This window comes from Polynucleobacter victoriensis (assembly GCF_900187875.1).
GTDB classification, from domain to species: domain Bacteria; phylum Pseudomonadota; class Gammaproteobacteria; order Burkholderiales; family Burkholderiaceae; genus Polynucleobacter; species Polynucleobacter victoriensis.
Map to the genome: position 1 here is coordinate 996,938 of NZ_FYEX01000001.1, position 21,135 is coordinate 1,018,072.

At 41.8% G+C, this 21,135-nt stretch carries 27 protein-coding genes and 1 tRNA gene; 16 read left to right on the plus strand and 12 right to left on the minus strand.

All coding sequences use genetic code 11. The features are described from left to right. Window positions 1-5 precede the first annotated feature (5 nt). From CFR83_RS08430 to CFR83_RS05215, 4 genes are read left to right on the plus strand one after another with little or no spacing between them, the layout of a single operon-like run. Window positions 6-131 carry a cytochrome oxidase small assembly protein gene (locus tag CFR83_RS08430; protein WP_243383352.1) on the plus strand — a complete coding sequence of 42 codons (126 nt, stop codon included), beginning with the start codon at window positions 6-8 and terminating at the stop codon, window positions 129-131. A gap of 3 nt (window positions 132-134) precedes the next feature. Next, a complete protein-coding gene (locus CFR83_RS05205) occupies window positions 135-728 on the plus strand; it encodes a cytochrome c oxidase assembly protein (RefSeq protein WP_088812888.1) in 594 nt (197 codons plus the stop codon). A gap of 2 nt (window positions 729-730) precedes the next feature. Continuing rightward, window positions 731-940 (plus strand): DUF2970 domain-containing protein, encoded by a 210-nt coding sequence (locus CFR83_RS05210; RefSeq protein ID WP_088812889.1) that lies wholly within the window; start codon window positions 731-733, stop codon window positions 938-940. A gap of 18 nt (window positions 941-958) precedes the next feature. Next, complete coding sequence (locus CFR83_RS05215; protein ID WP_088812890.1) at window positions 959-1,819, plus strand: cytochrome c oxidase subunit 3; 861 nt, start codon at window positions 959-961, stop codon at window positions 1,817-1,819. A gap of 86 nt (window positions 1,820-1,905) precedes the next feature. Here CFR83_RS05215 and CFR83_RS05220 read toward each other — a convergent pair whose 3' ends face one another. Further along, window positions 1,906-2,115, minus strand: coding sequence for a twin transmembrane helix small protein (locus CFR83_RS05220; protein ID WP_088812891.1), 210 nt, complete (start codon window positions 2,113-2,115; stop codon window positions 1,906-1,908). Between the two features lie 24 nt (window positions 2,116-2,139). On the opposite strand from CFR83_RS05220, the gene CFR83_RS05225 reads away from it, so the two are divergent. From CFR83_RS05225 to CFR83_RS05245, 5 genes are read left to right on the plus strand one after another with little or no spacing between them, the layout of a single operon-like run. Then, on the plus strand, window positions 2,140-2,886 hold the full coding sequence (locus CFR83_RS05225; protein WP_088812892.1) for an SURF1 family protein: 747 nt from the start codon (window positions 2,140-2,142) through the stop codon (window positions 2,884-2,886). Beyond that, window positions 2,886-3,542 (plus strand): SCO family protein, encoded by a 657-nt coding sequence (locus CFR83_RS05230; RefSeq protein WP_088812893.1) that lies wholly within the window; start codon window positions 2,886-2,888, stop codon window positions 3,540-3,542. Before CFR83_RS05225 ends, CFR83_RS05230 begins: the two co-directional genes overlap by 1 nt. A gap of 1 nt (window position 3,543) precedes the next feature. Then, on the plus strand, window positions 3,544-4,659 hold the full coding sequence (locus CFR83_RS05235; RefSeq protein ID WP_088812894.1) for a COX15/CtaA family protein: 1,116 nt from the start codon (window positions 3,544-3,546) through the stop codon (window positions 4,657-4,659). Beyond that, the gene (cyoE, locus tag CFR83_RS05240) at window positions 4,652-5,533 is read left to right on the plus strand and encodes a heme o synthase (RefSeq protein WP_341476335.1); all 882 of its coding nucleotides are present in this window, start codon (window positions 4,652-4,654) and stop codon (window positions 5,531-5,533) included. The genes CFR83_RS05235 and cyoE overlap by 8 nt, the downstream gene beginning before the upstream one ends. Before the next feature lie 3 nt (window positions 5,534-5,536). Next, on the plus strand, window positions 5,537-6,139 hold the full coding sequence (locus tag CFR83_RS05245; RefSeq protein WP_088812895.1) for an SCO family protein: 603 nt from the start codon (window positions 5,537-5,539) through the stop codon (window positions 6,137-6,139). A gap of 14 nt (window positions 6,140-6,153) precedes the next feature. Here CFR83_RS05245 and rpoH read toward each other — a convergent pair whose 3' ends face one another. Continuing rightward, a complete protein-coding gene (rpoH, locus tag CFR83_RS05250; RefSeq protein WP_088812896.1) occupies window positions 6,154-7,017 on the minus strand; it encodes an RNA polymerase sigma factor RpoH in 864 nt (287 codons plus the stop codon). A 71-nt stretch (window positions 7,018-7,088) separates the two neighbouring features. After that, complete coding sequence (gene ftsY, locus CFR83_RS05255; RefSeq protein WP_088812897.1) at window positions 7,089-7,982, minus strand: signal recognition particle-docking protein FtsY; 894 nt, start codon at window positions 7,980-7,982, stop codon at window positions 7,089-7,091. Window positions 7,983-8,003: 21 nt separating this feature from the next. Here ftsY and CFR83_RS05260 point away from each other — a divergent pair, with 21 nt between their 5' ends. The 5 genes from CFR83_RS05260 to CFR83_RS05280 are packed head-to-tail and all read left to right on the plus strand — an operon-like array spanning window position 8,004 to window position 12,093. Continuing rightward, window positions 8,004-9,413 carry a M16 family metallopeptidase gene (locus tag CFR83_RS05260; RefSeq protein ID WP_088812898.1) on the plus strand — a complete coding sequence of 470 codons (1,410 nt, stop codon included), beginning with the start codon at window positions 8,004-8,006 and terminating at the stop codon, window positions 9,411-9,413. Between the two features lies 1 nt (window position 9,414). Beyond that, window positions 9,415-10,725 carry a M16 family metallopeptidase gene (locus tag CFR83_RS05265; RefSeq protein WP_088812899.1) on the plus strand — a complete coding sequence of 437 codons (1,311 nt, stop codon included), beginning with the start codon at window positions 9,415-9,417 and terminating at the stop codon, window positions 10,723-10,725. Beyond that, the gene (gene rsmD, locus CFR83_RS05270; protein ID WP_088812900.1) at window positions 10,722-11,321 is read left to right on the plus strand and encodes a 16S rRNA (guanine(966)-N(2))-methyltransferase RsmD; all 600 of its coding nucleotides are present in this window, start codon (window positions 10,722-10,724) and stop codon (window positions 11,319-11,321) included. Before CFR83_RS05265 ends, rsmD begins: the two co-directional genes overlap by 4 nt. Window positions 11,322-11,347: 26 nt before the next feature. Continuing rightward, the gene (gene coaD, locus CFR83_RS05275; RefSeq protein WP_088812901.1) at window positions 11,348-11,821 is read left to right on the plus strand and encodes a pantetheine-phosphate adenylyltransferase; all 474 of its coding nucleotides are present in this window, start codon (window positions 11,348-11,350) and stop codon (window positions 11,819-11,821) included. 17 nt (window positions 11,822-11,838) lie between these two features. Continuing rightward, window positions 11,839-12,093, plus strand: a complete 255-nt coding sequence (locus CFR83_RS05280) for a YfhL family 4Fe-4S dicluster ferredoxin (RefSeq protein WP_088812902.1) — start codon at window positions 11,839-11,841, stop codon at window positions 12,091-12,093. On the opposite strand, the gene pth is transcribed toward CFR83_RS05280, so the two are convergent. The 6 genes from pth to CFR83_RS05310 all read right to left on the minus strand — a co-directional run bounded on the left by pth (window position 12,094) and on the right by CFR83_RS05310 (window position 16,899). Next, window positions 12,094-12,684: an aminoacyl-tRNA hydrolase gene (gene pth, locus CFR83_RS05285; RefSeq protein WP_088812903.1), complete on the minus strand. Its 591-nt coding sequence runs from the start codon at window positions 12,682-12,684 to the stop codon at window positions 12,094-12,096. A 73-nt stretch (window positions 12,685-12,757) separates the two neighbouring features. Then, window positions 12,758-13,387 carry a 50S ribosomal protein L25/general stress protein Ctc gene (locus tag CFR83_RS05290; protein WP_088812904.1) on the minus strand — a complete coding sequence of 210 codons (630 nt, stop codon included), beginning with the start codon at window positions 13,385-13,387 and terminating at the stop codon, window positions 12,758-12,760. A 99-nt stretch (window positions 13,388-13,486) separates the two neighbouring features. Then, window positions 13,487-14,443, minus strand: a complete 957-nt coding sequence (locus tag CFR83_RS05295; protein ID WP_088812905.1) for a ribose-phosphate pyrophosphokinase — start codon at window positions 14,441-14,443, stop codon at window positions 13,487-13,489. Window positions 14,444-14,501: 58 nt separating this feature from the next. Further along, window positions 14,502-14,578, minus strand: a tRNA-Gln gene (locus tag CFR83_RS05300). A 13-nt stretch (window positions 14,579-14,591) separates the two neighbouring features. After that, on the minus strand, window positions 14,592-15,455 hold the full coding sequence (gene ispE / locus CFR83_RS05305; protein ID WP_088813210.1) for a 4-(cytidine 5'-diphospho)-2-C-methyl-D-erythritol kinase: 864 nt from the start codon (window positions 15,453-15,455) through the stop codon (window positions 14,592-14,594). Next, the gene (locus CFR83_RS05310; RefSeq protein ID WP_088812906.1) at window positions 15,445-16,899 is read right to left on the minus strand and encodes a lipoprotein insertase outer membrane protein LolB; all 1,455 of its coding nucleotides are present in this window, start codon (window positions 16,897-16,899) and stop codon (window positions 15,445-15,447) included. The genes ispE and CFR83_RS05310 overlap by 11 nt, the downstream gene beginning before the upstream one ends. A gap of 35 nt (window positions 16,900-16,934) precedes the next feature. Here CFR83_RS05310 and mutM point away from each other — a divergent pair, with 35 nt between their 5' ends. Beyond that, on the plus strand, window positions 16,935-17,771 hold the full coding sequence (gene mutM / locus CFR83_RS05315) for a bifunctional DNA-formamidopyrimidine glycosylase/DNA-(apurinic or apyrimidinic site) lyase (protein WP_088812907.1): 837 nt from the start codon (window positions 16,935-16,937) through the stop codon (window positions 17,769-17,771). Further along, complete coding sequence (gene mutY, locus CFR83_RS05320) at window positions 17,756-18,817, plus strand: A/G-specific adenine glycosylase (protein WP_088812908.1); 1,062 nt, start codon at window positions 17,756-17,758, stop codon at window positions 18,815-18,817. The genes mutM and mutY overlap by 16 nt, the downstream gene beginning before the upstream one ends. Here the strand turns inward: mutY and rapZ are convergent. Genes rapZ through CFR83_RS05335 form a run of 3 tightly spaced genes read right to left on the minus strand, consistent with a single transcriptional unit; the run spans window position 18,771 to window position 21,113 of the window. Beyond that, entirely contained in the window at window positions 18,771-19,667 is an 897-nt protein-coding gene (gene rapZ, locus CFR83_RS05325) for an RNase adapter RapZ (RefSeq protein WP_088812910.1), read from the minus strand. The genes mutY and rapZ overlap by 47 nt on opposite strands. Before the next feature lie 5 nt (window positions 19,668-19,672). Then, on the minus strand, window positions 19,673-20,656 hold the full coding sequence (gene hprK / locus CFR83_RS05330; RefSeq protein ID WP_088812912.1) for an HPr(Ser) kinase/phosphatase: 984 nt from the start codon (window positions 20,654-20,656) through the stop codon (window positions 19,673-19,675). 1 nt (window position 20,657) lies between these two features. Then, window positions 20,658-21,113, minus strand: coding sequence for a PTS sugar transporter subunit IIA (locus CFR83_RS05335; RefSeq protein ID WP_088812914.1), 456 nt, complete (start codon window positions 21,111-21,113; stop codon window positions 20,658-20,660). Between the last annotated feature and the right edge of the window lie 22 nt (window positions 21,114-21,135).

Here is a 21,135-nt window from a genome sequence, read left to right on the forward strand (position 1 = left end):
AACTTATGAGTCAATCGGTTCAAGATAAAACAAACCCAAGCGCGAGTAATCGCCGCTTGGGCTTAGTTTTGTTTACTGTTGTTTTGGTTTTCTTTGTTGGTATTTTTGCTAAGAAAGCAATATTCGGTTAATCAATGGCTTTTAATCTGACCAATTACAACCGTCAAATGCTGCTTAAGCTAGTGGTGATTAGCTCAGCGATGTTTGCGTTTGGTTATGCCTTGATTCCAATGTATAAGGTTTTGTGCGAGGTAACAGGTATTAATGTTGTTACCAGTAAGAATGATTACGGTACACGCGCAGTTAAAGCGGTTAGCAAGAACACTCAAGTTGATGAAAGTCGTTTGATCACCGTTGAATTTGACTCAAACACACAGGGTCCTTTTAGATTCCGTGCCGTTAAAAATTCAATGCAGGTTCATCCTGGTGAAATGATTCAAGTTGTTTATGAAGTTGTAAACACACAAGGTAGAGCAGTATCAGCGCAAGCGATTCCAAGTTATGCGCCAAAACAAGCAACACAGCACTTTACGAAGTTGGAATGTTTTTGCTTTGAGCAGCAAACACTTAAGCCCAATGAGTCGCGTGAGATGCCAGTTGTTTTTGTAATTGATCCAGCTTTACCTAAAGACGTAAAGAACATTACTTTGTCGTACACCTTCTTTGAGGTGGGTAATGGTCAAAAAGTAATTACAGGCGAACATAACAGTAAGCCATCGAAAATATAAGTATGGAAAAGCAAAGTCGTAATTCCATCGTGATGTTTTTAATCTCTATGAGAGCAGTCTTGTGGGGATTTTTAGGAGTACGTAAGAGATCTGGTCAAGATGCAGATATGTCTTCTGTATCTTTTGTTCATATTGTTCTTGCGGGCATATTAGGCGCAGTAATTTTTATGACAGTTTTGTTATTGATTGTCAAAGCAGTTGTAGCGAATTGATTTTTTAGGAGAGAGAGAATGTCTTCCAGTGTTTCAAAAGCCCCTTACTACTACGTACCGGCTCCAACACGTCATCCAATTGTTACCAGCCTAGGTTTATTAGGTTTTGGTTACGGTGCTTCCATGTGGGTTAATGGCAGCACATTTGGTATGTTGTTGTGTCTTGCTGGTGTGATTTGGACAATCGCATCTCTATACACATGGTTTGGTGATGCTATTCACGAATCTGAAACTGGTATGAATAGCGTTAACGTTGATGTATCTTACAGATGGTCAATGGCTTGGTTCATCTTCTCAGAAATCATGTTCTTTGGTGCATTCTTCTCTGCATTGTTCTACGCAAGAAGCATTGCTATGCCATGGTTGGGCGATATTGATAACAAATTATTGTGGCCTGATTTTGCTGCAACATGGCCTAATGCTGGCCCAGCAGGTTTGGTAGATAGCTTTAAGACGATGGGTCCTTGGCCTATCCCTACCATCAACACAATCTTGTTGTTGAGTTCTGGTGTAACTGTTACTTGGGCTCACCACGCTATGCGTGAAGGTCATCGCAAGCAAGTGATTCAAGGTTTGGCTGCTACAGTGGCTTTGGGTGCAATTTTCATGTGCTTCCAAGTGTATGAATACATTCATGCCTATAGCGATCTAAACTTGAAGTTAAGTTCTGGCGTGTATGGTTCAACATTCTTCATGTTGACTGGTTTCCATGGCTTTCACGTAACAATGGGTGCCATTATGTTGGCAGTCGTTTTGTTCCGCACAATGAAGGGTCATTTCACACCTGAAAATCACTTTGCATTTGAAGGTGCTGCATGGTACTGGCACTTTGTGGACGTGGTTTGGTTAGGTTTGTACGTAGTTGTTTACTGGATGTAAACAATCACACATTAAAAAACGCCGCTTAAGCGGCGTTTTTTAATGCTAAGTAATAAAAAGATTAAAGCTGAGTAAGTAATTTGGAGCTAGCCAGCAACTCTGATGCCAGTGCTTTGTATGTATCCTAAAGAGTGCGCTATCCATATGCCAATAAATAAGGCGATAGATAGGCCAATTCTTAGCATTAAAGAGTAAACGGTTTTAGAGCTTTTGCCTTTGTCACGCATCATGTAAAAGAGTGCTGAGCCAAGGCTGCCTAAAATTAATAAAAAAGCGATAGGGATAATCCAATTCATAGGTATGCATCGTATCATTGCTTTATGTTTAAACAGTTAGTTTTATTAAGACCTGTCGCAACTTTTTCCGCCTTAGTGACATTTGCTATTGCCATGGCATTGGGTTTTTGGCAGCTTGATCGAATGGATCAAAAGTTATCTTTAGCTGCAGATATAGCAAAAAAAGAACGTTCGGCACCATTATTGGCAAATGCAAAACATTGGACATATGAAGAGGCCAAACATCATCGCATGGTTGCTAGAGGTATTTACATACCAGATGCAACAGTTTGGTTAGAAAACCGCCCACATCCACAGGGGCGAGATCCTAAAACAGGGATAACTGTTGGTTTTTATGTTTTAACCCCTTTGAAGTTGCAATACAGCAATCAGTTGATATGGATTAATAGAGGTTGGGTGCCGAGGGATGGCCTGGATCGTGAAAAGGTCCCGCCTTTAATTACTCCAATTGGTGTGGTGGAGGTGGAGGGATTGGTCTTTGAGCATCCAGCCCGTGTTATGAATGTGGGTAATTTGGATACTTTGGCACAGAAGCAAAAAATTCAGCAAAATCTTGATATTGAAAAACAATCTGCACAATTAAATACGCCATATTTGCCATTTATATTAAGACAAGTGCATGGCGGTTTAGATGATGGGTTGCAACGTGATTGGGCGCCTATGCAAGATGGTTCAGAAAAGCATAAAGGTTACGCATTTCAGTGGTTCTCGTTAGCTACATTAACCATCTTTTTTTGGTTATTTAGTGGGTTATTAAGGAAAAAAGTTTGATGCAAAAAGATAATTTAGATCCACTCATCCCCGCAAACGGTAGCCAAAGGATTGATGCTGCGACAAAGCGTGGTCGTATACAGATGATTCTTCTGTTATTGGTATGCGCAGCACCAGTATTGGCTTCATATTTTACTTTTTACGTTATCAAGCCACAGGGTGGTAAAACAAATATTGGGCAATTGGTTAGCCCCGTACAGTCGATGCCAATTGATGGACTAGATGCTCAGATACAAGGTAAATGGACCCTATTATTGGCTCGCCCTGCGTCTGAGTGCAAAGTTGGAAATGATGCCTGTGTGTCATTGCTATATTTGATGAGACAGGTAAGAGTCGCGATGGGTAAAGAGAGCCAACGTTTGCAATTGATATGGTTGGTAACTGATGGCGAAACAATAAATCCTGAATTGCAAAAAGCGTATGACAAAGAGGTTGCAGGATTCACTTTTGTGCGGCTACCTAAAGATCAAGTTCAAAAAGAAAAGTTATTGCAATGGTTGCAGTTAGATAACGCATCAGCAGCAATTCATTTGATTGATCCTCATGGAGACAGGATGATGCGCTTTGCCACAAATCCTGACGCTCCTGACTTTAAGAAAATGTCCAAAGATATGGAAAAGTTACTAAAGTGGAATCCAACAGGCAAGGTTAATTGATATGAGTTTGGTTGTTTGGATACAGCTTCTGTTAATTGGTTTTGCAATCGGGGCATGTTTACTGTTAGCTTTGTGGTGGAAATCTAAAACATTTAGTTTTCACCGCTTGGTATTGCTCACAGTTTTTTTCACATTTGATTTGATATTGTTTGGAGCATTCACGCGCTTGACTGATTCTGGTCTTGGTTGTCCTGATTGGCCTGGTTGCTATGGCTTATCCAATCCTGTTGCAGCTCTTAATCAAATACGCGCGGCAGAAAATTTAATGCCAACAGGGCCCGTTACCCTCAGCAAGGCATGGATTGAAATGCTACATCGTTATTTTGCGATGGGTGTTGGTTTCTTAATCATTGTTATTACAGTTTGGGCATGGTTAAAGCGTCAGCAGTTCGGTATGCGCATTGCAAGCACCGCTAGTTTTATTTTGCTGTTGGTTTGTGTGCAGGGTGCATTTGGTGCGTGGACCGTTACCTTGAAGTTGCAACCAATTATTGTTACGACACATTTGATGTTGGGTTTGACTCTATTGGCATTCTTAACTTATTTATCAAGCTTAAGTTCTAAGTTAGAGCATGGCATATATGGACATCAAAAAGTTAGCACTTATCGCATGAATAGAGGTTCTATTTGGTTTGCTCTGATGGTGTTAATCATCCAAATATTCTTGGGTGGTTGGGTAAGTACTAACTATGCTGTCCTAGCATGTGATGATTTTCCTTTATGTCATGGATCATTATTTCCCGCAATGAGCTTTTCAGAAGGTTTTGGTTTGTGGAGAGAGTTAGGTAAAACGGTGGATGGTGCACATTTAAGTATTGATGGATTAAGAGCTATACATTGGGTTCATCGAGTGGGTGCGGTTTTTGCATTGAGTGTCTTGTTTTATTTAGGTTTTAAAACTTTGAGAGCAGCAATTGTTTCAGCAAATCCAGAGCTAAGACGTTGGGCATTTACATTATTGAGTTTATGCATCATTCAATTAATTACAGGTATGAGTAACATTATTTTGGATTGGCCATTAATTGCTGCTTTACTTCATACTGGTGGTGCCGCAGCAATACTCGTGGTTCTCGTCAGAATGTTAACTTTGAGTGCAGAGGAGTTTGATCGTGGCTAAAAATACTCTGCAAGTAATGCCAAGATGGCGCCAGTATTGGGCTTTAACAAAGCCTAGAGTCACGCAGTTGGCTGTGTTTTGCGCCATTATTGGAATGTTTTTAGCAACACCAGGCATGGTGCCATTGCCAGTTTTAATTGGTGGCTCGTTGGGTATTTGGCTTTTAGCGGGAGCGGCTTTTGCAGTGAACTGTTTGGTTGAGCAAAAGGTCGACGCCAAAATGCGCAGAACTGCATGGCGGCCATCTGCAACGGGTGAGATCACAGACGTACAAATAATTATTTTTGCTCTAGTAATTGGTGCTGCAGGAATGATTCTTTTATGGAACTTTGCCAATCCATTAACGATGTGGGCTACTGCGGCAACATTTATTGGTTACGCAATTATTTATACCTTATTGCTAAAACCAGCAACACCTCAAAACATTGTGATTGGTGGTTTATCCGGCGCTATGCCACCTGCTTTGGGTTGGGCTGCCGTTGCAAATGATTTTCCTGCTGAGGCTTGGTTGTTGGTATTGATCATTTTTACTTGGACGCCACCTCATTTTTGGGCGTTAGCTCTTTATCGCCGAGAAGACTACAAGCAGTCGGGCTTGCCTATGTTGCCAGTAACGCATGGTGAGAGGTTTACTTTATTGCATATATTGCTCTACACATTGATATTAATTGCGGCAACCATCTTGCCATTTGTGTATCAAATGAGCGGGTACTTTTACTTAGCTAGTGCGCTGATTTTAGGGGGCTGTTTCTTAGCTTATGCAATTGCCCTATATAAAAAATATAGCGATGACTTAGCTAAAAAGACCTTTAGGTTCTCAATCATCTACTTGTCGCTATTGTTTGCAGCCTTACTCATTGATCATTATTTATAAGCCATGAAAAATTACCAAATCTCTTTGATAAAAACCATCGCAATTATTTTGGCTAGTGCATTTCTTGTAGCTTGCTCACAAGAAGCTATCAAATTTAACAATGTGGACATTACTGGCAGCAAAGCTTTCGGTAAAGATTTTTCCTTAGTTGACCACCATGGACAAAAGAGGCAGTTGGCTGACTTTAATGGCCGCTTAGTTGTCATGTTCTTTGGCTACACGCAGTGCCCAGATGTTTGCCCGACCACTATGACTGAGATGCAAGGCGTTATGGATTTATTGGGTAAAGATGCAGACAAGGTACAAGTTTTGTTTGTGACCGTTGACCCAGATAGAGATACACAAGAACTCTTATCTCAGTATGTTCCTTCTTTTGATAAGCGGTTTTTAGGTCTTCGCCCAGAAAATGCCGCTGCGCTTGAAAAAATCACTAAAGACTTTAAAGTTTTTTACAACAAAGTGCCTGGCAAAACTGCAAGCACTTATACGATTGACCACACTGCTGGCAGTTACGTGTTTGATACCACAGGACAGTTACGATTGTTTTTAAAGCACCAGCAAGGCCCTAAGCCTATTGCTGAGGATTTAAAAAAGCTTCTTAAGTAATTTTTGAAATGAAGTTAGGCAGAAAGTGCTAACTTCATTTTTTTAAGAGCAGCTGTTTCAATCTGACGAACTCGCTCTGCAGAAATATTAAATTCAGCAGCTAGGTCATGGAGAGTTGTTGCTCCAGATCCGTCATCTGATACATCTAGCCATCTTGCCGACACTATTTTTCTGCTGCGTTCGTCAAGACTTGCTAGAGCCTTTTCTAGACCTGGGCCTTGTAGTTGGCGGTGTTGTTCTTGAGCGATAACTTCAGATGGTTCATATCTGTTATCTGACAACCAGTTGATTGGTGCAAAACTATCTTCATCGCTGACATCGTTTGATTCAATTGCAACATCGCCACCAGATAAGCGCTTTTCCATTTCTCGCACATCTTCATTGCGAACATCGAGTGCATGAGCTAGATTTTGAATCTCAGTTGGAGATAGAGCATTAAGACTAGGCTTATTGCTACGCAAATTAAAAAATAGCTTTCTGTGAGCTTTGGTTGTGGCAATTTTGACCATTCTCCAATTGCGAAGAATGTACTCATGTATTTCAGCTTTGATCCAATGAATAGAGTAAGTAACCAATCTGGTACCTTGCTCAGGGTCATAGCGTTTTACTGCCTTCATTAGGCCAATATTGCCCTCTTGAATTAAATCGGCATGAGGTAGGCCATACCCAAGATATTGGCGAGCAATAGATACGACTAAACGCAAATGAGACATCACCAGTGTGCGAGCAGCTTCTAGGTTTTCATGGTCCCTGAATTCGCGCGCAAGGCGTATCTCGTCTGCAGCGCTTAGCATGGGCAAACGATTGACGCTAGAAATGTAGGCATCTAAGCTGCCGACATTTAGTTGCGTTGGAATTAAGGCATTCATTTGTGTCATACCGCTATATTAGCACTCCTCAGATTAGAGTGCTAATTAGCCTGTAACCATATGATTTATATGGATAAAAACTACTGCGGAATCAAGGATTTAGCAAAATCAGAGGCGTTAAATGGTTTTAAATCTTCTAGCTTTTCACCAAGTCCAACAGCTAAAACGCTCGGCGGATTATCACTAAACTCTTCAGCAATTGCGCAGAGAATGCCACCTTTAGCTGTCCCATCAAGCTTGGTAACAATAATCGCTGATAGCTCCAATGCCTCGTGGAAGGCTTTGACTTGCGATAGGCCATTTTGCCCAGTATTGCCATCAATGACTAAGACAGTTTCGTGCGGGGCATTGTCTTGAGCTTTAGTGATTACCCGTTTAACCTTTTTAAGCTCATCCATTAGATGGGCTTGAGTAGATAAGCGTCCAGCCGTATCAATAATCACAATATCTTGATTCCGTGACTGACCAGCTTTAACGGCATCGTGTGCAACAGCGGCAGCATCACCACTTTGTTGCGCAATGACTGCAACATTATTTTTTTCGCCCCAGGCAATGAGTTGCTCTCTTGCAGCAGCCCTAAAGGTATCACCAGCGCCTAGCAAGACGCGATGATTTTGATTTTGTAGGTGATGGCATAGCTTACCAATACTCGTTGTCTTGCCGGCTCCATTAACACCAACAACTAACCAAATTTGTGGGTAATTAGGATCCTTAGGTAAATTAACCAATGGATTGTGGGGTCTTTCAAGCTTGCTCAAACTGCTTTGAACTAGTGTGGCTAGAATATTTTTGAGGTCGTCGACGGTTTCTGCCTTTTGGAGTTTGGCCTCGGATCGAAGTTGTTTGATGAGTTTTTGAGTGGCGTTCATACCAACATCGCCCAAAAGCAAGGTTTCTTCTAAAGACTCATACCAATCTTCGTCAATTTTTTGCCTATTAAATAGGCTTGATAGTGTTTTACGTAATCCGAACATGACCGATACAATTGATTAATTATGAGCATATTAACAACCCTGAGAACCTTAGCCCTAACTTTTTCAATTGGCCTAATCCTTTTGTTAAGCATTGGCATTCAGGCGAAAGAGTTAAAGACGGCTAATACCCATGAATTTTTGCTCTCTAATGGCATGAAGGTGATTGTCAAAGAAGATCACCGAGCCCCAACAGTTGCGCATATGGTTTGGTATAGAGCAGGCTCAATTGATGAAGTTAACGGCAAGACAGGCGTTGCACACGTGCTAGAGCACATGATGTTTAAGGGCACTAAAAAATTAAAGCCAGGTGATTTTTCAAAACAAGTGGCAGCAGTAGGTGGCAGAGATAACGCCTTCACAAGTAAAGATTACACGGCGTATTTTCAGCAAATTGAAAAAAGTCATCTAGAAAAAATGATGGCATTAGAGTCTGATCGAATGGCTAATTTGCAAATTAGTGAGGACGAGTTTGCCAAAGAAATTCAGGTGGTGATGGAGGAGCGTCGTTTAAGAACGGATGATCAAGCATCTGCAATAGTTTATGAGCAATTAATAGCTGCAGCATTTATCAATAGCCCATATAGAAACCCAATTATTGGGTGGATGGATGACCTAAAAAACATGACTTATCGGGATGCCTTGGAGTGGTACCAAGATTGGTATGCACCTAATAATGCTGTACTGGTTGTGGCTGGTGATGTTGTGCCAACAGAGGTTCTTGCTCTAGCGCAGAAATACTATGGCGTCATTCCTACAAAAAAAATTAGGGATAGAAAGCCCCAAAACGAGGTACCTCAAATTGGGGTGCGTCGCATTCAAGTGAAAGCGCCTGCAGAAAATCCAGATGTTACGTTTGCCTGGAAAGTGCCTAAGATTGAGCCATCAGATGTCAAGCAGATTGACCCATATGCTTTAAGCGTTCTTGCTGGAATACTGGATGGGCATGCAAATTCAAGGCTAAATAGAAGCCTAGTAAGAGACCTGCGTCTGGCTGATAGCGTTGATGCATCGTATGGTATGACAGGTAGGGGGCCACAATTATTCGGTATTTCTGCAAGCCCAGCAAAAGGTAAAACGATTGCCGAGATAGAGAAAAAAATTAGATTGATTCTGAATGAAATTAGACAATCAGGTGTGACTGAGGCTGAGTTGAATCGTGTGAAATCTCAATTATTGTCTTCACAAATTTACAAAAGAGATTCAATCTTTGCGCAAGCAATGGAAATTGGCATGTCAGAAATGAATGGGATCTCATGGAGGTATTTAGATGAAATTCTTTTCAATATCCAAGCTGTTACATCAGCAGACATACAAAAAGTTGTAGAGAAATATTTCATTGATGATGCCCTAACAGTGGCTACATTGGAGCCACAATCCATTAAAGAAAAAAATGCAGCGGCACAAAGAGCGCCAGCTGGTATGAGGCACTAAGATGAGATATCTGATTTATTTTCTTGGATTGATTGCATCGTTTTCCGTGCAAGCAAGTACTGCTATTGAGCATTGGGTTAATCACGACGGTGTTTCTATTTATTTGGTAGAGGCCAAGACGATTCCAATGGTTGATGTGCAAGTTGATTGGCCTGTTGGCTCTGCTAGTGATCCGCAGTTAAAAATCGGATTAGCTTCGATGACTGCGGCACTGATTGATAAAGGAGCCGTGGTTAATAAAAAAGTATTAACCGAGGCTGCTATCTCAGATAGGTTGGCGGATCTTGGCGCAGTGTTAAGTTTTAATGCTGGAGCCGAGAGGACTAGTATGAGGATTAGGAGTTTGAGTGATGTAAAGCGCATCAATGAACTAATTAGTTTGACTGCGCAAATACTAAAAGAGCCATTATTTGATTCAAAAGTATTGAGCCGAGAAAAAGATCGAACCATCATGGGGATTAAAGAGGCACAAATCAAACCAGAAGTTATTTTGAGTAAAGAGTTTGATCGTCAAATATATGGTAGCCATCCATACGGGTTGAGTACAAGCATAGATACAGTTCAAGCTATTACTCAGAAGGATGTCAGAGATTTTTATTTCAACAGATATGCTAAAAAAGGCGTTAAGGTATCCATTGTTGGGGATATCGACAAGGCATCAGCAGATGAGTTGGTGAAAAAACTTTTGTCTAGCCTTCCTAGAGAAGCAAAGCTCAAGCAAAGTGTTGCCGAGGTAGCTTTGTTTCAGCCTAATTCTTCAAAAATTATAAAAATTCCTCATAACGCTCAACAAGCCCATATTTCAATGGGTATGCCTACAATTTCTAGAAAGCATCCTGATTATTTTCCAATGCTAGTAGGCAACTATATTTTAGGTGGTGGTGGATTTGTTTCTAGGTTGGTTAAGGAGGTTCGCGAAAAGAGAGGCCTCGCTTACAGCGTGTATAGCTATGTGTCACCAGGTCGTCAGGTTGGCCCCTATGTGGCAGGTATGCAGACGCAAAAATCTCAGGCAGATCTTGCAGTTGATGTGATGAAAAAAACAATTTCTGAATTTATTGATCATGGCCCCACTGATGAAGAGATGATGGCGGCAAAGAACAATTTGATCAATGGCTTTCCGCTCAGAATTGATAGTAATCGTAAGATTCTAGAGAATGTGGCTAGTATCGCTTGGAATGATTTGCCTTTGGATACTCTAGATACTTGGAGAGATCAATTAAAAGCTGTGACCAAAGAGCAGGTAAATGCAGCTTTTAAAGCACATCTGGATATGAATCGCATGGCCACTGTAGTAGTTGGTGCGCCATGAGTAGCGGTAAGGTTAGGGTCATTGGTGGTGCTTGGCGTGGCAGAAGCATTAAGGTTGCAGATGTATTAGGGCTTCGACCAACAGCTGATCGAACGCGTGAAACTTTGTTTAATTGTTTGGGTCAGCGTGTCGATGGTTTAACTTGTTTAGATATGTTTGCGGGGACAGGTGCTCTCGGTTTTGAGTCTTTATCTAGGGGGGCCAAACTAGTTCATATGATTGAGCAATCTCCTAAAGCGCATCAATCAATTAAAGAAAATTATCAATTGTTGAGTCAAGATGGCGTGCTAGGCGAATTAAATTTGATGCGTGGTGATGCTATTCATCAAGTAGCAAATATGTTGGAGGAATCAGTCGATATCACCTTTATTGACCCACCGTTTTCTCAAGAAGATTTATATTTAAAAGCGCTAGCCCAGGCTGTAAGAATTAATAGAAAAACAACTGGTTCTGCTATCTACGTTGAGCATCCCAAAAATGTTGTTATTGAGCAACTTCTAAAAGAAATTTCAAAAAATGCTGATTTATGGGAAATTCGTCGTACCATACGCTCCGGGATGGCAATTGGTAGTTTATTGGCTCCAAAAGCCATATAAACTGACTTAAAGCTAAGGGAGAATTTATGGCAGTAGCAGTTTATCCAGGCACATTTGATCCGTTTACACGTGGGCACGAAGATTTGGTGCGTAGGGCCTCATCAATTTTTGATGAGGTGGTTGTTGGTATTGCGGATAGTAAAAATAAAAAACCAATATTTAATTTGGAAGAGCGCCTAGAAATCGCTAAGGAAGTATTGGGTCACTACAGTAATGTTCGAGTTGAGGGTTTTAGCGGTCTTTTGAAAGACTTTGTGAGAAAAAACAATGCTCGAGTAATTGTTCGTGGTTTGCGTGCGGTTTCTGACTTTGAGTATGAGTTTCAAATGGCCGGTATGAATAGATATTTGTTGCCTGATGTTGAGACTTTGTTTTTAACTCCATCGGATCAATACCAATTTATTTCGGGAACCTTTGTTCGTGAAATTGCCCTATTGGGTGGCGATGTTAGTAAGTTTGTTTTCCCATCTGTTGAAAAATGGCTCGCAAAAAAGATTTGATGGGGTTTAGGTAAGTTATGGCGTTAATGATTACGGATGAGTGCATCAATTGTGATGTATGTGAGCCTGAGTGCCCCAATGACGCCATTACTATGGGTTTAACAATCTACGAGATTGACCCTAATAAATGTACTGAGTGTGTTGGGCACTATGATGTGCCGCAGTGCCGTCAGGTTTGTCCAGTTGATTGCATCCCTTTACACCCAGAGCACGTTGAGACCCACGATCAGTTAATGACAAAGTATCGTGCGCTGACTGGCAAAGAAAACTAATTAAGTATTGCTGTGCAATTCCATGGTGGCGTTGTTAATGTCACCAGTTGATATCTTTGGCATAACCTTTAAAAAACACGAAATAGCCCGGTCGATATCAATTTGTTCTTCAAGGCGCGGTTTTTTTAGAACATAGTCCGCAACATCTAGATTCTTAGCGCCATCCTGACTATCTCTTGGGTGACCAATCCCAATTCTTAGGCGCCAGTAGTCATTTGTGCTGAGGTGAGCGCTGATATCTTTAAGACCATTATGACCACCTAAGCCGCCAGCCCATTTCAGTCTAGCTACGCCAGCTTTTAAATCAAGCTCATCGTGAACAACCAAAATTTCTTTAGCCACAATCTTATGAAAGCGACAAATTGCTGAGACAGCCTGACCACTTCTATTCATGAAGGTATTAGGTTTAAGTAGGTATGTGTCGTTGCCATTGAGTTTAATTTTGGCAATTTCACCAAAAAACTTATTGTCTAATTGCCAATGGCTACCATGGGCACGAGCCAGTTCATCCACAACCCAAAAGCCAGCGTTATGACGATCTTTCTCATGTTTTGTGCCTGGGTTGCCAAGGCCAATAATTAATTTGAACATAGCGTTACTTTAGACTAATTTCACTTCGAAAAAAAACCCGCGCATGCGCGGGTTTTTTATGAGCCAAGAAGAATTATTTCTTTTCTTCTTTAGCTGCCTCAGGTGCCGCAGCAGCTGGAGCTTCAGTTGTTTCCGCTTTAACTGTTGGAACGCGAGCATTAACAACCACTGGGTTTTCATGTTCAAGATGAGGAACAAGTGAAAGACCTTTTGGTAGGGCAACATCTTTAACGTGGATAGCGTGACCCACTTCGATTTTGCTCAAGTCAACTTGAATGAATTCTGGCAAGTCTGCTGGTAAGCAGCTTACTTCGATTTCAGTAGCAATATGACTGATTAATGCGCCACCCAATTTAACGGCTGGTGCGATTTCAGCATTAACAAAGTGCAAAGGCACTTTAACGTGAATCTTTTGTTTAGCATCTACGCGTTGGAAGTCGATATGCAAAACCAATGGTTTGAAAGGGTGCATTTGATAGTCGCGCAAAAGAGCTTTTTGGCTCTTGCCAGCAACTTCGATATCCAAGATTGATGAGTGAAATGCTTCTTTACGCAAAGCGTGAAAAAGTGCATTGTGATCTAGCTCTACAGCTTGAGGGGCTTCATTACCACCATAAATAATGCCAGGTGTTTTACCGGCATTGCGCAGGCGGCGGCTCGCACCCGTTCCCTGTACGCTACGTTCGTAAGCGACAACTTTCATGTGAACTCCAAATAGTTAAAAATTAAGGGCTTTTCTGTTCGCGACCAAACAGGAAAGCCCTCTATTCTAGCTCAAAAAGCTTGTTTTTAAGCGATTAAATTAAGAATCAGCAAATAGTGACATCACAGAATCACCTGTGCTGATGCGAGAGAGTGTCTCTGCAAGCAATGGTGCTGTGGATAATACTCTGATTTTATTGAGTTTTTTGGCATCATCATTCAAAGGGATGGTGTCCGTAACAACAACTTCATCGAGTTGAGACTCTGCAATTCGGCCTACAGCGCCACCTGATAAAACAGGGTGTGTACAGTAGGCTACAACACTCTTTGCGCCACGCTCTTTAAGAACTTGAGCGGCTTTACATAACGTGCCCCCTGTATCGATCATGTCATCCATGATTACACAGTGACGGCCGTCTACCTCGCCAATCACATGCATAACTTCGGAAACGTTTGCCTTAGGGCGGCGTTTATCAATAATGGCCAAATCACAGCCTAATTGTTTTGCTAGGGCTCTAGCGCGGACAACACCACCAACGTCTGGCGAGACCACTAACAAATCAGGCCCTTTTTTGCTTTGCAAGTCGCTCAGCAAAATGGGTGAAGCATAAATATTGTCTACTGGGATATCAAAGAATCCTTGGATCTGGTCGGCGTGGAGATCCATTGTTAGCACGCGATCAACCCCGGCAACTTGTTGCAACATATTAGCAACAAGGCGCGCAGAAATAGCCACGCGTGCAGATCTGGGCCTTCTATCTTGACGGGCGTAACCGAAGTAAGGAATCACTGCGGTAATTCTTCCGGCAGATGCTCGTTTTAGCGCATCAACCATAATCATTAACTCCATCAAGTTATCGTTTGCTGGTGCACAGGTGGATTGAAGAACCACAACATGCTTTCCGCGAACGTTCTCTTGAATTTCTACCTGAATTTCCCCATCTGAGAATCTACCTACTTCGGCTTTGCCTAAAGGTAGTTGTAGGTGGTCGGCGACGGCTTTAGCTAAAGCAGGGTTAGCGTTGCCTGTAAAAACCATCATGGTCTCATGTTGCATGGGGCCTCTTGTCATATTTGGTATTTTTGATTGAGTAGTTAGATTATGCGACAAGTGTTGGCAGGGGAAGAAGGATTCGAACCTTCGCATGCCGGAATCAAAATCCGGTGCCTTAACCAGCTTGGCGACTCCCCTCTCGCATCTACTCCTATGAACTTGGATTGTATGACGGATGGCGATGAAGCCCTCTTACTACAAACCCGATCCATTGATTAGGTAATTGATTTAGCAAAATTTTAGCTAAGTTTGGCTCAAGTGCTGTAAAAACGCTGCTACCTGATCCAGACATCCTTGGGCTCGATAACGGAGCCTTTTGGTGAAGCCAATCTAATGCTGCTGCAACTTCCTGATACTTTTGAACCACCACCTTTTCGCAATCATTGCTGCCGAATTGGTCAAAATTTGCTGATTCAATAAAGTCTGACATTGTAACGGCTGGGTGATTTCTCGTCAAATCAGGGCTTTTAAAGATATCAACAGTTGGGATGTGAACCTTGGGATAAATGACTAATAGAGTTGTTTCTGGTAACTCAATTGGGTGGAGTATTTCGCCAATTCCTTCAGCAAACGCGTTCTGACCCAGTAAGAAAAATGGAACATCGGCACCTAATCGAACACCCAAATTCATCAGTTCTTGGCGAGTTAACCCTGTATTCCATAACTCATTCAACCCCCAAAGTACTGTGGCCGCATCTGATGAGCCGCCCCCAAGGCCTGCTCCCATAGGGATATTCTTTTCTAGATGAATGTTGCAGCCCAATGGGGTTTGGGAGGTTTCTTTTAGTAATTTAGCTGCACGTATGACTAGGTCGTCATCTGGCTTCACATTAGAAGGGCCATTGGTTCTGACAATGGCACCATCCAATCTGCAATCGATAGTAACGTGGTCTTCTAGGTCAATAAGCTGGAAAACAGTTTGAAGAAGGTGATAACCATCAGGCCTTTGGCCGGTGATGTGTAAAAAGCGATTAACTTTTGCAGGCGCTTTTAATTGAAGTGGCTTAGTCATCAATAGGTTCAAAAATTAATTTAATTTCAATGACGCCTGAAGAGGAGTTACGCTTTAATTCCATTCTCTCGAGTTGATTTTTTGCGGTCCACTTAAATGCCATCAGCCAGCCATCTTGAATCATTTTGCTAGTACGAAATTGTTCATCACGCTCAATGCTTGCTGGGGCGCCAGTTCTGGCTTCCCCGCTTAACCATTTAGATAGCCCTCTAGCGGGCAGTGGCAAGCCTAAGTAGCCTTGAACCAAAGAGTCTGCATCATGAGCTTCAAACACTTTATCGCCATCTTCAAGTTTTGCACCAGAGGGGTTGATGGTGATTTTTGCCATAGCGCCACCGATAGGATTTCGAATATCCAAAATATCAATTTGTGCTTCACTGGTTAAAGTAAAAGACCCGCTACCGCCATTATTAGAGTCTTTACCTTGTACTTTGACTGAGAATCGACCATCCCAAATTTTTTCTTTTGAGTTATTGCTTGGTGTTCGATCAGGCCACAAACGAGAGAGAGTTTCTTTAAGAGTTTTGTTATTGGCATCTAAGCTTTCAGCTTTGCGCCATGCATTGTCTGCTCCAGATTTATCACCTGTAGACCATAACGCTTCACCTAAATGGGCGCCAATCTCTGCCTCCGGTTTGGTAATAAAGGCTTGTTGTAGTTGTTTAATGGCAAGCGTTTTGTTACCCAAGCGATAGTTAGCCCAAGCCAAGCTATCAAGAATGTACATGTCGTTTGTATCAGCTTGATAAGCTTTAGTCAGAAGACTCACAGCTTCATTTAGCTTGATGCCTCTATCGGCGTACGAATAACCTAAAGCATTCAGAGCATTTTTATTATTGGGATTTTTTGCAATAATTTTTCGCAAAGTTGTTTCCATGGCGTCATATTGCTTAGTTTTTTCTGCGCCAAGTGCAAATGTATAAAGAATATCGATGTCTTGAATTTGAGAAATCGATATTGATAGTATTTGATAAAAAGCCAGTAAGCTCGCCTCTTCATCTTGAGCTCTAGCTAACAAGGGCTTCCACGAATTAATTAGCTTTTCTTTGCTGGCTAGATTTTTCTGGGTTTTTAATAAATCTTGAGCCGGTTTGATGCTTTCTGCCCAGCGTTGATTGAGCATGAATAGCGTAATCAAAATTTCTTTTGCTTCTTTGGGGTTGGTTTGATCCCAAAGTTTGGCTGCATCCAGCGCTAATTCAGGGGCATTGGCAGCAATTGCAATTTCCATGGCTCGTTGAGCCAGCTTGCCATCAGATGAATTCCTAGCCATGCTCATGTAGGTTTGGTAGGCAATACCTGCTTCACCCCGTTGGAGACTGATCTCAGAGGCTAAAACTTGAAATACTTGTTCTGCAGTCAAGCCTTCGTTTGCAGCGTATGAGGCGTTATGAGCGCCACCAATTATTAATATTGCGCAAAGCCAAATAGTGAGTTTTCTAGTCATAAGCACATTCTAATCTCAGAGCCTACAATTGGTATATGCCAGAACTGCCAGAAGTTGAAGTTACCAAACAGGGTATTGAGCCTTATATTCAAGGACAAAAAGTTACAGACGTCAAAATTTACGATGGACGGCTGAGATGGCCTGTACCCAAAAATTTGGCAAAAATATTAATAGGGCAAAAAGTTCATCAAATTAAGAGACGTGGTAAGTATCTTTTATTCAGGATGGATGATGGACATTTAATCATTCACTTGGGTATGACTGGCGTTTTAAGAGTGATGACATCCAAAGATGAATTGAAAAAACACGATCGTGTGGAAATTGCTTTTGGTAAAAAATTATTGCGTCTACATGACCCCAGAAAGTTTGGAGCAGTTTTGTGGTCTCCTGATGAAGATGGTGAGATAGAAAAACACCCATTGATTGCTAAATTAGGAGTTGAACCATTCTCTGACGAATTTAGTGGTGATCGGGCTGGTCATTTGTTATATGAGCATGCCAAGGGGCGCCAGATTGCAATTAAGCAGTGGCTATTGTCTGGCCAAGCAGTGGTGGGCGTTGGAAATATTTATTGTTCTGAGAGCTTGTTTATGGCAGGTATTCATCCAGAGATGCCTGCGGGCAAGCTGACCTTGCCCCGTGCGAAAAAATTAGCTGAATCAGTCAAAGACACTTTATCAAGGGCAATTAAGGCTGGAGGTAGCAGCCTAAAAGATTTTGTTGATAGTCACGGTGACCCAGGCCATTTTATGTTGCAGACTAAAGCCTATGACAGGGCTGGATTGCCATGTGTTCAGTGCAATACACCCATTAAGCAAATCACGCAAGGACAAAGATCTACATATTTTTGTTCTAAATGCCAAAAGAAATAATGAAGTTTATTGAGATTAAAAATTTCACTGAGGATTTAATTTCTTGGCAGCGAGCTCAGGGTAGACATCATCTACCATGGCAAGTCAACCGAACAGCTTATCGAGTTTGGTTGTCTGAAATTATGTTGCAACAAACACAAGTATCAACGGTGGTTGATAGGTATCAATCATTTTTAAAACGCTTTCCCAATATCCAGGTCTTAGCAGGATCATCGGTTGACGATGTTTTAGCTGAATGGAGCGGTATGGGCTATTACACAAGAGCCAGAAATCTACATAAGTGTGCCCAAGTTGTAGTTAATGAATATGACGGTAATTTTCCAAACGATCCTTTGCTGTTAGAGCGTTTACCTGGGATAGGTAAATCAACAGCAGCAGCCATTGCTGTTTTTTCATATGGGGTTCGGGCTGCAATATTGGATGGCAACGTCAAAAGAGTGTTAGCTAGGATATGGGGCGTGGGCGATGACTTGAGCAAAAGTGCTGCAGTTAAATCTTTGTGGGCACATGCGGAACAATTATTGCCAAATAAATCCGCTGACTTGGTTTCTTATACCCAGGGGTTAATGGATTTTGGTGCAACACATTGCACACAGTACCAACCTGTTTGTATGCGCCTGGATAAAAAAGAATGCCTATTTAAAAATCGTTGCCAAGCTAACTTAAGTAACAAAGTTAATCAAATACCGCTTAAGGTAAAAAAAATAAATGTCCAGCAAATTGAGATGGATTGGTGGATTTATATTTATAGAGGTAAGGTCTTTTTGGAGAAGCGCCCTGAGAATGGAATATGGGCAAGTTTGTGGAGTTTCCCTGAGCAAAATATTTTTAATAAAAATGATGCTGAAAAATTAAATTCTGTGAAACATGTATTAACGCATCGCCACTTAAAAATTCATCCCTACAAAATTTTGTTATCAAGCCAACCCAAAAAAATTAAAGTTGATCAAGCTTGGGTGCCTTTAGGTGATGCGCTAAAACTTGGTTTGCCTAAGCCAGTTAGTGCGTTTTTGAAGAGCCAAGATCTAGCTCACGATGACGCTTGAGAAGGTGAAAAGTATTTTCGCTAGACAGAGTGGCTTTTTTCTCAAAATAATCAAACAAGCAATTTGTTAAATACACGGATCGATGTTGGCCACCAGTGCATCCAATGGCAATCGTTAAATAGCTTCTTCTATCAGCTTGGTATTTGGGTAGCCACGTTTCAATGAACCGACGAATATCGTCACCCATAGCCTGGACTTCTGGATGTTCTCTTAAGAAGTTGGCTACCTCAGGATCATTTCCTGTCAGAGGTCTTAGCTGAGGGTCGTAATGCGGATTGGGTAAGCATCGAACATCGAAAACCAAATCGGCATCTCTGGGTACGCTGTGTTTGTAACCGAATGACTCAAATAGTATGGTTAGCCCAGGTCTTTCATCTTTCAATAGATCTTGTATCCAAGATCTGAGAGTGTGAGCTTTGATATGGCTTGTATCGATGTTGTGAGCTGTTTCTGCTAGATCGGATAGTAGTAGGCGCTCTTTTTCGATGGCATCAATCAAAGCTACTTGTGGTGTGCGTGTGTCGTCTGACTGAGATAACGGATGTCTTCTTCTTGTTTCGGAATACCTTTGAACCAAAGTTTCGGTATTGGCGTTTAAAAACAGAACTCTGACATCATGAAATTTCTTTATCTCATCAATGGTTTTAGGCAGATCTTTGATTGACTGACCACGTCTTGCATCAATTGCAATAGCCACTTTTTCACGATTTTGTTTGCCTAATGATTGGATTAGATCTTGAATAAAATCAACTGGTAGATTGTCAACGCAATCGTAGCCAGCATCTTCTAAGGCATTCAAGGCCACTGATTTGCCTGAGCCAGATATCCCTGTGATGATGAAGACGCGCATGTTAGTTAAATAAGGCGATTTTGATTTTTGTTTGAATCATCTGTGGCCATCAATTTACGCTGTCTTTCCATGAACTCTTTAAGAGTATCAATTCCGCGTAATTGCAAAATAGTATTTCGAACGGCGGCTTCAACAAGAACAGCTAAGTTGCGACCAGCTGCCACTTGAATTTTTACACTTCTGATGCCAAGGCCTAATACATCAATAGATTGGCCATCAATCGGTAATCTTTCAAACTCGCCATCGTTCCTTCTAACCAATTGCACGATTAAGCGAAGTTTCATTCGACGACGCACCGCTGTTTCACCAAAAATCGTGCGGATATCCAAAAGACCTAGACCACGAACCTCTAAGAGATCTCTTAGGATAGGTGGGCATCGACCTTCGATATAGTCTGGTCCAAGCCTAGCAAAATCTACTGCATCATCTGCTACCAAGCCGTGACCGCGGGAAATGAGTTCTAGACCTAATTCACTTTTTCCTAAACCTGAGTCACCTGTGATTAAAACCCCCATCCCAAGAATATCCATGAAAACGCCATGCATGGTGACGCGGGGTGCGCCAATCTTTGTTAGATAGGTGCGCAGTCGATCAATGACTGTTGCTGCAGAGGTTGGTGATTTAAATAGTGGTGTTGATGAGCGTTGGCAATATAAAACAATGTCATCATGAGGTTCGCACCCATCAGCCACGATCAGGCAGGGTGGTTTTAGAGAGATAAGTCCTGCTAATTGGCGTTTACGATTCTCAGAATCTAGTTTCTCGTAATAATTAATTTCAGGTACGCCAAAGACCTGCATTCGGTCGGGGTGAATTAAATTTAAGTGACCAACTAAATCTGATGATGAGGATGCCAACTTAACTGCTTCTGGATCAAAGCTTTTATCTGCACCCTCTAAGCCGGCGATCCAACTTAGTTTGAGCTCAGAGAAATTGTCATCAAATAGCGATTGCGCTGTTACGCCTGCTAAATTTAAAGGCTGGGTCATCTCATTGGTTCCAAGCGGTTAGCAATTGATAAATATTATCAGGGCTAGACTCGGAGAAGAGCAATTCTTTTGTAGAGGTGTCAGAAAGCGTTTGAGCTACGTGGGAGAGTATTTCTAAGTGTGTTTGGGTGGCTGCATCAGGTACAAGCATGATCACCAATACCTTGACTGGTTCGCCATCTGGTGCCTTGAAGTCAATACCGTTTTTAGTGCGTATAAAGGCTATATGAGCGTTGGTTAGTGATTTAACCCTACCATGGGGTATGGCAACCCCTTTCCCCAAGCCTGTGGAGCCTAATGATTCTCTGTCTTGTAGGCAAGACTGAACCAATGCTGCTGAAATACCGTGGTTTTTTTCAAATAATGACCCAACAAACGCGAATAATTCTTCCTGTGAAGAAATATCAATATCAAGGGCGATATTGGTGGGGGTGATTAGTTGGGCCAAGGCGTTCATGTGTGCAGTGCATTATAAGATT

What these genes read in the sequence shown, in the direction of transcription:
- CFR83_RS08430 (WP_243383352.1), top strand. Translation starts at nt 6, where the DNA reads ATGAGTCAATCGGTTCAAGATAAAACAAACCCAAGCGCGAGTAATCGC.
- CFR83_RS05205 (WP_088812888.1), top strand. Translation starts at nt 135, where the DNA reads ATGGCTTTTAATCTGACCAATTACAACCGTCAAATGCTGCTTAAGCTA.
- CFR83_RS05210 (WP_088812889.1), top strand. Translation starts at nt 731, where the DNA reads ATGGAAAAGCAAAGTCGTAATTCCATCGTGATGTTTTTAATCTCTATG.
- CFR83_RS05215 (WP_088812890.1), top strand. Translation starts at nt 959, where the DNA reads ATGTCTTCCAGTGTTTCAAAAGCCCCTTACTACTACGTACCGGCTCCA.
- CFR83_RS05220 (WP_088812891.1), bottom strand. Translation starts at nt 2,115, where the DNA reads ATGAATTGGATTATCCCTATCGCTTTTTTATTAATTTTAGGCAGCCTT.
- CFR83_RS05225 (WP_088812892.1), top strand. Translation starts at nt 2,140, where the DNA reads ATGTTTAAACAGTTAGTTTTATTAAGACCTGTCGCAACTTTTTCCGCC.
- CFR83_RS05230 (WP_088812893.1), top strand. Translation starts at nt 2,886, where the DNA reads ATGCAAAAAGATAATTTAGATCCACTCATCCCCGCAAACGGTAGCCAA.
- CFR83_RS05235 (WP_088812894.1), top strand. Translation starts at nt 3,544, where the DNA reads ATGAGTTTGGTTGTTTGGATACAGCTTCTGTTAATTGGTTTTGCAATC.
- CFR83_RS05245 (WP_088812895.1), top strand. Translation starts at nt 5,537, where the DNA reads ATGAAAAATTACCAAATCTCTTTGATAAAAACCATCGCAATTATTTTG.
- rpoH (WP_088812896.1), bottom strand. Translation starts at nt 7,017, where the DNA reads ATGACACAAATGAATGCCTTAATTCCAACGCAACTAAATGTCGGCAGC.
- ftsY (WP_088812897.1), bottom strand. Translation starts at nt 7,982, where the DNA reads ATGTTCGGATTACGTAAAACACTATCAAGCCTATTTAATAGGCAAAAA.
- CFR83_RS05260 (WP_088812898.1), top strand. Translation starts at nt 8,004, where the DNA reads ATGAGCATATTAACAACCCTGAGAACCTTAGCCCTAACTTTTTCAATT.
- CFR83_RS05265 (WP_088812899.1), top strand. Translation starts at nt 9,415, where the DNA reads ATGAGATATCTGATTTATTTTCTTGGATTGATTGCATCGTTTTCCGTG.
- rsmD (WP_088812900.1), top strand. Translation starts at nt 10,722, where the DNA reads ATGAGTAGCGGTAAGGTTAGGGTCATTGGTGGTGCTTGGCGTGGCAGA.
- coaD (WP_088812901.1), top strand. Translation starts at nt 11,348, where the DNA reads ATGGCAGTAGCAGTTTATCCAGGCACATTTGATCCGTTTACACGTGGG.
- CFR83_RS05280 (WP_088812902.1), top strand. Translation starts at nt 11,839, where the DNA reads ATGGCGTTAATGATTACGGATGAGTGCATCAATTGTGATGTATGTGAG.
- pth (WP_088812903.1), bottom strand. Translation starts at nt 12,684, where the DNA reads ATGTTCAAATTAATTATTGGCCTTGGCAACCCAGGCACAAAACATGAG.
- CFR83_RS05290 (WP_088812904.1), bottom strand. Translation starts at nt 13,387, where the DNA reads ATGAAAGTTGTCGCTTACGAACGTAGCGTACAGGGAACGGGTGCGAGC.
- CFR83_RS05295 (WP_088812905.1), bottom strand. Translation starts at nt 14,443, where the DNA reads ATGCAACATGAGACCATGATGGTTTTTACAGGCAACGCTAACCCTGCT.
- CFR83_RS05310 (WP_088812906.1), bottom strand. Translation starts at nt 16,899, where the DNA reads ATGACTAGAAAACTCACTATTTGGCTTTGCGCAATATTAATAATTGGT.
- mutM (WP_088812907.1), top strand. Translation starts at nt 16,935, where the DNA reads ATGCCAGAACTGCCAGAAGTTGAAGTTACCAAACAGGGTATTGAGCCT.
- mutY (WP_088812908.1), top strand. Translation starts at nt 17,756, where the DNA reads ATGCCAAAAGAAATAATGAAGTTTATTGAGATTAAAAATTTCACTGAG.
- rapZ (WP_088812910.1), bottom strand. Translation starts at nt 19,667, where the DNA reads ATGCGCGTCTTCATCATCACAGGGATATCTGGCTCAGGCAAATCAGTG.
- hprK (WP_088812912.1), bottom strand. Translation starts at nt 20,656, where the DNA reads ATGACCCAGCCTTTAAATTTAGCAGGCGTAACAGCGCAATCGCTATTT.
- CFR83_RS05335 (WP_088812914.1), bottom strand. Translation starts at nt 21,113, where the DNA reads ATGAACGCCTTGGCCCAACTAATCACCCCCACCAATATCGCCCTTGAT.